Below are 8372 nucleotides of genomic sequence, written 5' to 3' on the forward strand. Positions count from 1 at the left end.
TGGAACGCCGTACCTGGACTCGAATTTGATTGAGTTGGGTAGAACACAAAGATTCCTGTCAGCGAAGCTAACACCCGTGCTGGTGTGTCGACTATAGCCTGTCCAAATTGGGGAAGTCCATTATGGAGCCACGGAGCGTATACCAAGATCACTGGTCCTTGTTGTCTTGTTTTGAACGAGTTACAAAGGCATCAAAAATGAAGGTCAACCTAAAAATATTTAGAGCAGCCGCAACAGCAGTACAAATACTGTAGAGGAATAACCAATAACCTATACCATTACCTATTGGCTCAAGCCTTAAGAAAACATGGCTGCAACAATCAAGCCAAGCTGGGGCATCAAAGTGAAGTGCATTAGTAACCACAGCCCAAACCAGAGCAATTAACTGAAATAAAACAAAATGTAGAAGAGTTACGGAGATATTTAAGTAAGGGGAATTTCTACCATTACCATTTGGGTCATTGCCGGCTATAAGAGCCTTAAATTTTTCATCCCCAAATGATACAAATACGGCAAATCCACCAAGTGTAAATCCTAATAGATTAGGTAGAACTATTATTGGTTGATCCCACCATTCATGGTGAAGCCAAAAATCTCCGGTTAAAATGGACAGCAATAACGCAAAATGTGCATATGGTGAAGTTATAAGAGCTCTTATGCCACCATAGATGGTCCAATATCTATTCAGGATACTAATAACACCAGCATAAGGGTTTCCTGCTGCCATCTTATAAGGCTGACGTATAGCCAACTAGAACATCGGGCGAGTTTTGCTCATCAGGGCTATAAGTAATCGACTCTTTCCAGGGAGCATAGGAAGTAGATTCTTCAACACGTTGACCACTAGCCGTGTAACCAATTGCAGTTACTTTTCCGTTGTCGGCAGCGACTTTTGCAAGTAACGTTGTATCATGATCTGGCTTAATCGATTCCATTGATTCGGCTGTATAAACTTGGAAAATTCTTCTTACGTTTAGTCGATCAAATCGTCTAAAAACCTCTTCCTCATCATCGTGATTGTCGTCAGGGTTAGGTCGAACCACATCAATCGTAAGTTTAGCCAATCTATGTAGCGCTAATATTTTTGATAATTGAGTACGATCTGGGATTATTGTTATCTCAACTTTTCCAAACTCTTTCGTAATTGTGGGGGTACTGAACAAGTTATCAAAGAGCTTCAACAGCGAACCTGGAGATAGCACGACACCGGTGTGGTAAGAAACATAATAAAGCTTATGAGTACGTGGATAGAAGACATAATCAGACATTGCTAGATTCGGTTTTAACTCATCTGGGATCGTTATCGCAGCTATTTCATCCTGAGTGGCAACCTCATTTGTCTCGACGTTAAACCACGGAGCATTTGGATCGATTTGATCAAAACGATATATACGGCCATATATACCTTCTATCATTTCTTTGTCTGAGTCCAAACGCCTCAACTCACCAATCATCAATCGCTGGGTTGTTCTTAGCGCAACGCTCTTCTTCATACGATACGCGCTTCGGAACAAATCTACATATTTTTGCGGTGAATGAGGGTGCGTAACAATGTTCAATCCTGAAATTGTAATTTTCCGATTCTGAGCCATGAAATTTCCATTGATAGGAAGCAAATTATTATTGATCTATACCCAGTTTATTATTTCTTGTAATTCTGCTATTCGGCTACTCCGTCTAGAACTCCCACTAGGTCGGCTATAAGCTGACTCAACTCCCCAGTCATAATTGCAAAATCGCTGTCAAAAATATCTTCGTCGGACTCCGCATTTTCTTTCAGAATATCTAGCGGTATTATTTTCTTAACTTGAAGATTTTCGGTTAATACAAAAGATAATTTGTCATTCCATGTAAGAGCTAATTTGGTTACTTCCTTACCTGTTCTTATATGATTTTGAATTTCTTTGGAATCAAGTGAATGTCGAACATATCGAATGGTAGATTTTTCAATATCGCTTCCGCGTAATTCACAGTCCTTATCTACCGTGAAAAAGGTAGGGGCTTCCGTAATTACCCATTCGGTCATTGCAACTGAGCCAGACGTTTTCGTATTCAGGGATGACAGTTCAAAATCCGGATAGCTTTTACGTAGAAACGATACTAATTCATCTGCTTTAGTGACGTTCGTTGTATCAATCACAAGCCAACCATGAACTAGGTCAATCCATGCATATGTCTTATACAGCAAGGAAAATGCCTTAGGTATGAGGTCGCCGACTACTGCTTCTTTCATTTCCTTCAAGAGTTTGCGACCAGGTTTTTGTCCTTTTTGATCTGTATATGCTTCAGATCGTAAATTTAAATATTGATTAATTACAGTAGCTGGCAAGAGTTTTTTTTCCTGAGCCAAACAAATCATTAAATGTTCGCGAAACTTATAAACATAACTATCGGTATCTTTTTTAGGAGGAATCCATCCCTGAACCTCAATTTCGTGTGATCCCAGCTCTCTAAGAGAATTCTTGGCAAATATTTCGTCAAGAGAATCTAGACTTTGATCTAACATATTGATTTTATATATCTTTAAATTTTTAAACCACATAATTTCCTTAAGGGAATCGGTACAAATATTGTTTGAAATAGAAGCAACGCTTTTGGATTACCCCGTACCAAAGTACTCCGCGTGAGAACAGCGTTCTCTAGAGCTTCGACGATGTTATTTTATGCGAATGGGTTCCATCTTACCTACTTCGATACCCATGACCATTGGACGTTGGTACACCTAACTATGAGTAGGGATATTCTCGGCCAATTTATTTTGAATCACGCGAAAGATTAGCTATTCTTCGGCTAGCTATTCCAATGAAGTATCTTTTCCCCTGATCTACTTACCGTACTGTACAGTTATTGACAGTACTCTAAGGCTGCAGCATCGGTCGGCCTTGATGTATTGTGATTATGACTGAGCGCTCGTTAACAGCCCCCCAAGCTCTGCTGACTTCTTCATCCGGGTCGCATTTGTGCTTGTGGTCCACTAACGAATTCGGGTAGGGGAATACAATCCTTTCCCATGTTATGCCGGTGATTTCGTACCTTTTAGGTTGCCTATAACGGTTCGGCTTACCGTTCCATTGCTTAGCCAGATATTGGAAACGCTTTTTTTAAATTCCTGCCCCAGCTCGTTCGTTGCCGTAGTTGGAGGATGGTCCGGTTACCACGGTTTTGTTTCCGTCGCCTTTACAAGTTTTCGTCATTGACGTACTTACCCCTTGCGGCCATGAACCAGCCCGAGTCGGATAGTGCCATGTTCGAAGAGTCTGACATGGACTTTACGTAAAGAGCGACGCCACCAATATTCACGGCAAGACGCGCGAGAATTCCTGTAACCGTTACAGGATCAGCAAGAGTGTTCATTCCTGTTACGGGAATGAAATGGATATTTTTCCCAGTTACCGTTACAGGGATGTTTATTCCTGTTACAGGAACGGGTGGAATATTTTTCCTGTTACCGTACCAACGGTCCTGATACTTATATGGTTCCGTTACCGTTACGGATAGGAATGCTGGCTTTCCGTCATTTATCCATCCATTGCGGAGTAGCGCCATACTCATATGTGTTATCGCAGAGAATTGGTACAGGCACTGTTCGGGGCCATTTAGCTTGTTCATTTCCGGTCCGTATAACTAGTAGGTTTACAAATGCATGACTGAATGTAATTTTCCAAGTCTTGCAAGCGATAACGCACCGCACGTGAACCAATCTTGATGTATTGCACACGTGCTCCGACCCATCGATCACGTTCAAGGAACGCTTCACTGACGCCGAGGTATAAAGCAGCTTCTCTAGTTGAGAGTAAATTCTCTTGCATGGTTTCTGTCTCCACAGGTTGTTAATTGGAGGAGAAAGAATGCAAGAGTTGGAAAAAAAGTGATATGTGCTGTAACTGTTACCGTTACAGGAAAGTTCGACAAAAATGAGGGGAATTATTTGAAAATATTTTGCTGGAACTAGAAAAGAAACCAGCAGACATCCCAGATTTTGCGACACTCAAATTCATCTGACCGACAGTTCTGCTGTCGCAATGTAAGTTTTAGACTAGCAATTAGTTCAGATTCGTAAGTCAACAAAAGGCGTTGCTTCTTGTTTTTTTACCTCATATGAGGAATAATAACCGGAAGTAACCTTCGGGAGTAGATAAATGGCACTTTTGGTTCGCAATGAAGAGTTTGAATGCAAATATCGGCTTAATGAGGTTTTTGGCTTAGAGACTGAAGACGTAAAGGACGTTATTATGCAAGGGCTATTTGCGCGAAAGACTTGCACGTCCCACCACCCAAGAATTTACCCTGGGCTGACTCAATGGGCTGAAACGATAAGAGCTCTAAGGGATAAGACATTGCCTATGGGTTGGTCAAGTAGCGACGATAATAATTTTCCGCTTTCCATACATCCTTCTGGCAACATAGTTGTAGCGGTTCATACTGGTGATAAAGACGCAGGAATATCCGGAAATAATCCTTCTAATCGTGCCGCAAAAGGTACTAATACAGAGCAGGCTATTTGGACAAATCAAAAACAATTATCTCTGTTTGATGCTTTACCTGAGATCCCATTAGTTCATGGCAGTGCAAATAGAATAATGTGGATCTTGCTTTACCACGTCACTCCATATGAAATCCGATTTGAGCTTTCTCTACCGTTCGATATAGTCGATGGGAAAATCCGCTCATGGCATGAAAGACTAGTGTTTCCCGCGATAACACTTGATCAGATTGATATTGAGATTGGGGATAATAATGGCGGAAATGATAATGGACAAGAATTTGATATTGACGTTGAACGAAAAAGCTAATATCAAAAAGTTTAACCCTAACCGGCTGACGTTCGCTAGAACTCGTAGAGGTTATAAAAAAGCCGATCTAGCAAAGAAAATTGGTGTAACTCCCCGCTCAATGACGGGTTATGAAAGCGGTGAGTTTCCCCCTGAGTTGGAAAGACTTGATCAGATTGCAGGTGCCTTAAAGTTTCCGAGAGACTTTTTCTTTGAAGAAGACCCTATAGAACAAATTGAGTCAGATGCCGTTAGCTTCAGGGCAATGTCTAAGATGAGCGCCACATTAAAGAATATGGCGCTTGGGGCGGGTACGATTGCTGTACAGCTTAATTCCTGGATAGAAAATAAGTTTCAGCTGCCTTCGCCGGATTTACCCGAGCTTGGGCGCGATATTGATTCAGAGGCAGCAGCGGAGGCGCTTCGTAAATACTGGGGACTTGGTGAACAAGCAATTAGTAATATGGTTCACTTATTAGAAGCAAAGGGAGTGCGTGTATTTTCCTTGGCAATTGAAGCTAAAGAAGTAGATGCCTTTTCCATGTGGTGGGATGGGACTCCTTTCGTTTTTCTAAATACGCAGAAGTCTGCAGAACACAGTCGCTTTGATGCCGCGCATGAACTGGGTCATTTAGTGATGCATCGACATGGCCAGCCACATGGACAGGAAGCTGAGAAAGAAGCGAATACTTTTGCTTCAGCATTTCTAATGCCGTCGAGAAGTGTCATGTCGAAGCAATTCCGCTTTCCTACGCTGGATGGGCTGATTAAAGCTAAAAGGTACTGGTCGGTTTCTGTTGCGGCACTTAATTATCGACTTCATTCACTCGGCCTGACTAGTGAATGGATTAACAGAAGTCTTTGTATACAGATTTCTCAGGCGGGCTACAGAACGCGTGAGCCCAATGAGGTACAGCGCGAGACTTCTCAGGTCCTAGATAAAGTGTTCAATGCACTAAGAACTGAAGGCATAGGTAAGGGAGATATCGCACGTGATCTTAAAATTACGCCTTATGAAATCGATGAGCTGACCTATGGCTTACTTAAAATTGGGCCAGTTCCTGAGCGCGATGATGTCGTAAGAAAAAACAATTCACATCAGCCGCCGAGGCCAATATTTTCCATAGTTAAATGAAGATTGCAAACCAATGATGCAATAGCCAGGTTATTGGGGGGGACATGCCGACGCGCAGCATTATCGTGACAGACTTTACAAGGTTTAAAAACGGCCAGAGAGTTTGTATTGCTGGTACAGATATTGTGACTGGACAATGTGTTCGACCATGGCCCTATTTGGCACCAGCTGAGTGTGAAAGATTGCAAATTCTGCCTGGCACAATTCTTACAGGAACATTCAACCCTATTCCTCATTTAACTGGCCCGCATCAAGAAGACACAAGTCATATAGACCTGCACGGTGATGGCGCATGTACTTCTGATCAATTCAAGTGGGCATTGGAGGCAGGATTGTTCAGTAGTATCGAGAGGGGATTCGAAATAAACCTTGCTGTCGATCAAAAGCATATTCCTCTTGATCATAAACTGGGACGATCGATTATCACAATTCGCATCAAACCAGCTAATATTGAACTAGAGGAAGATGCATATAGCCCTGGCAGAATAAAATTGCACCTTACAGATGGCTCAGGTCGCAATTTTAGATATCTTCCAATTACCGATTTAGGATTTTACCGTCATGCAATGACACATCAAAAGGCTGGTGATCTAGAGAGTTTGAATTCGTTCATCTATAAACAAGAAGAAGTTTATATACGGATAGGTTTAAGTAGAAACTGGGATCAGCGCCCTGGGTATTGGATGCAAGTAAATGGAATATACACTTTCCCTAATTACCATAGAGAGATAAGGAGCTTACGGATAGTTTAGATTGGATATTGAACCTAATTCGTGGCTTGTTTGTTTGATTTCGAGGAGCAATTTAATATGACCGCTGTTTACTCCATCGGACACTCTAATCACGACATTAATACTTTTATTGCGTTACTAAAACGCTACGATATAAGTGCTCTTGCTGATGTGCGGTCACACCCTTATAGTCGCTTCGCGCCGCAGTATTCAAGAGAAACCTTAAAAGTATCTTTAGCTGATGCAGGAATTGCCTATGTGTTTCTTGGTAAGGAATTGGGCGCACGAAGTGATGATCCCGCATGTTACCTACATGGGAAGGTTCAGTATGACCGGTTAGCCAAGCAGCCAGGTTTTAGAACTGGAATCCAGCGAATTAACGAAGGCATGAATCGTTATAGCATTGCACTGATGTGTTCAGAAAAAGACCCTTTAGATTGTCACAGAGCGTTGTTAGTGGCACGTAATATTTTTGATTCAGGCATATCTATTGATCACATTCATGCTGATGGTGTTCTTGAAAGCCATGAGCATCTGGAGTCCAGATTACTTGCTATATGTAAATTACCGGAAGGTGACATGTTTAAGGCACGAGAACAATTTGTTGCTGAGGCATACTTTATTCAAGGGCAACGCGTTGCTTATCAAGACGAAGCAATGAGGCAAGAGGAACAACTCGCCACTTCATGAAAATCTTCACTATTGGATTTACCCAAAAGAGTGCAGAACAGTTTTTTACGAGACTAAATCAGCCCGGGCTTGTTCGTCTTATTGATACCAGACTCAACAATACTTCCCAGCTTGCCGGTTTCACAAAAATGAATGATCTAAGATATTTTAGCCGTAAGATTGGAAACTTAGATTACCTCCATCTGCCCCAGTTGGCACCTACCAAAGATATATTAGACGCGTACAGAAAGAATGGCGGTGATTGGGATGTTTACGAGAAACAGTACCTGGATCTAATAGCACAGCGTCGCATTGAAACGACAATAGATAGAAGCGTTATTGAGGGAGGATGTTTGCTTTGTAGTGAAGCGACACCTCATCATTGTCATCGTAGGTTGGTTGCAGAATATCTTGGAGACAAGTGGGGGGAAGTTAACATTTGCCACTTATGATCGTGACCTACACTATCAATACCTAGTTAATCTCTCAATAAGGTATATTTTGAGGCAATCGTATATTCTCATCCTAAGGAAAGAAAGCGCAAGTAACTAATTTTCAGTAGTATCAACTTCTTTGGCTTCTGGGCGGCCGTCAATAAGTTTGAGCATGAAACGCTCATACTTTTCCAACCACGGCCGCAAACGTTCCACTCCAATTTGCGTGTAATGAGATGCAGTCACATCACCCTTCATACTATGCCCGAGCAATGCCTTAAGCGGATAGGCTGGACAATCCAGACTTTCTAGCACTGTTGCAAAAGTTCGTCTTAGGCCGTGCACAGTGACTTCACTGCCGGCAGCTTTGTTGGCCCTCAGCATCGCCTTGCGTGGCTCACAAATTCGTCCTGCGTTGCCATCCTTGCCCATCGAACTAAATACATAATCGCCCATGCGCCAGTTCTTCATTAATTCCAATAATTCGTAAGCTTCCCCGTCAAGTAGACAGTTCAGAAGTAGAATTCTTCCCTGCTTGACGTCCCCCCAATTCTGCTGGGATTCAAAACTAGAATCTGGCCGCTTCTGGCAGTCTGACCTGCTTGGTTTTAACGTATTCGCTTGGGGTCAG

General features: G+C 42.2%; 10 protein-coding genes. 5 read left to right on the plus strand and 5 right to left on the minus strand.

Going from position 1 to position 8372, the window contains the following annotated elements; all coding sequences use genetic code 11:
- Positions 1–148: 148 nt before the first annotated feature.
- The 4 genes from BMX00_RS10690 to BMX00_RS10705 all read right to left on the minus strand — a co-directional run bounded on the left by BMX00_RS10690 (position 149) and on the right by BMX00_RS10705 (position 3609).
- Complete coding sequence (locus BMX00_RS10690; protein WP_218141541.1) at positions 149–751, minus strand: hypothetical protein; 603 nt, start codon at positions 749–751, stop codon at positions 149–151.
- A complete protein-coding gene (locus BMX00_RS10695; protein ID WP_090829007.1) occupies positions 729–1592 on the minus strand; it encodes a DUF4747 family protein in 864 nt (287 codons plus the stop codon). Before BMX00_RS10695 ends, BMX00_RS10690 begins: the two co-directional genes overlap by 23 nt.
- Positions 1593–1660: 68 nt before the next feature.
- A complete protein-coding gene (locus tag BMX00_RS10700; protein WP_090829008.1) occupies positions 1661–2542 on the minus strand; it encodes a recombination-associated protein RdgC in 882 nt (293 codons plus the stop codon).
- A 635-nt stretch (positions 2543–3177) separates the two neighbouring features.
- The gene (locus BMX00_RS10705; protein WP_090829009.1) at positions 3178–3609 is read right to left on the minus strand and encodes a hypothetical protein; all 432 of its coding nucleotides are present in this window, start codon (positions 3607–3609) and stop codon (positions 3178–3180) included.
- A gap of 530 nt (positions 3610–4139) precedes the next feature.
- Here BMX00_RS10705 and BMX00_RS10715 point away from each other — a divergent pair.
- From BMX00_RS10715 to BMX00_RS10735, 5 genes are all read left to right on the plus strand, one after another.
- Positions 4140–4793, plus strand: a complete 654-nt coding sequence (locus tag BMX00_RS10715; protein ID WP_090829011.1) for a hypothetical protein — start codon at positions 4140–4142, stop codon at positions 4791–4793.
- Complete coding sequence (locus tag BMX00_RS10720; protein ID WP_090829012.1) at positions 4753–5907, plus strand: XRE family transcriptional regulator; 1155 nt, start codon at positions 4753–4755, stop codon at positions 5905–5907. Before BMX00_RS10715 ends, BMX00_RS10720 begins: the two co-directional genes overlap by 41 nt.
- Positions 5908–5972: 65 nt before the next feature.
- Positions 5973–6659 carry a dual OB domain-containing protein gene (locus BMX00_RS14400; RefSeq protein WP_143053094.1) on the plus strand — a complete coding sequence of 229 codons (687 nt, stop codon included), beginning with the start codon at positions 5973–5975 and terminating at the stop codon, positions 6657–6659.
- Positions 6660–6716: 57 nt separating this feature from the next.
- Positions 6717–7328 carry a DUF488 domain-containing protein gene (locus BMX00_RS10730; protein WP_090829014.1) on the plus strand — a complete coding sequence of 204 codons (612 nt, stop codon included), beginning with the start codon at positions 6717–6719 and terminating at the stop codon, positions 7326–7328.
- Complete coding sequence (locus BMX00_RS10735) at positions 7325–7759, plus strand: DUF488 domain-containing protein (protein WP_090829015.1); 435 nt, start codon at positions 7325–7327, stop codon at positions 7757–7759. Before BMX00_RS10730 ends, BMX00_RS10735 begins: the two co-directional genes overlap by 4 nt.
- Positions 7760–7855: 96 nt before the next feature.
- On the opposite strand, the gene BMX00_RS10740 is transcribed toward BMX00_RS10735, so the two are convergent.
- The gene (locus BMX00_RS10740; protein ID WP_177171841.1) at positions 7856–8212 is read right to left on the minus strand and encodes a site-specific integrase; all 357 of its coding nucleotides are present in this window, start codon (positions 8210–8212) and stop codon (positions 7856–7858) included.
- Positions 8213–8372 lie beyond the last annotated feature (160 nt).

It is taken from the genome of Nitrosovibrio tenuis, assembly GCF_900109785.1.
In the GTDB taxonomy this organism is placed as follows: Bacteria; Pseudomonadota; Gammaproteobacteria; order Burkholderiales; family Nitrosomonadaceae; genus Nitrosospira; species Nitrosospira tenuis_A.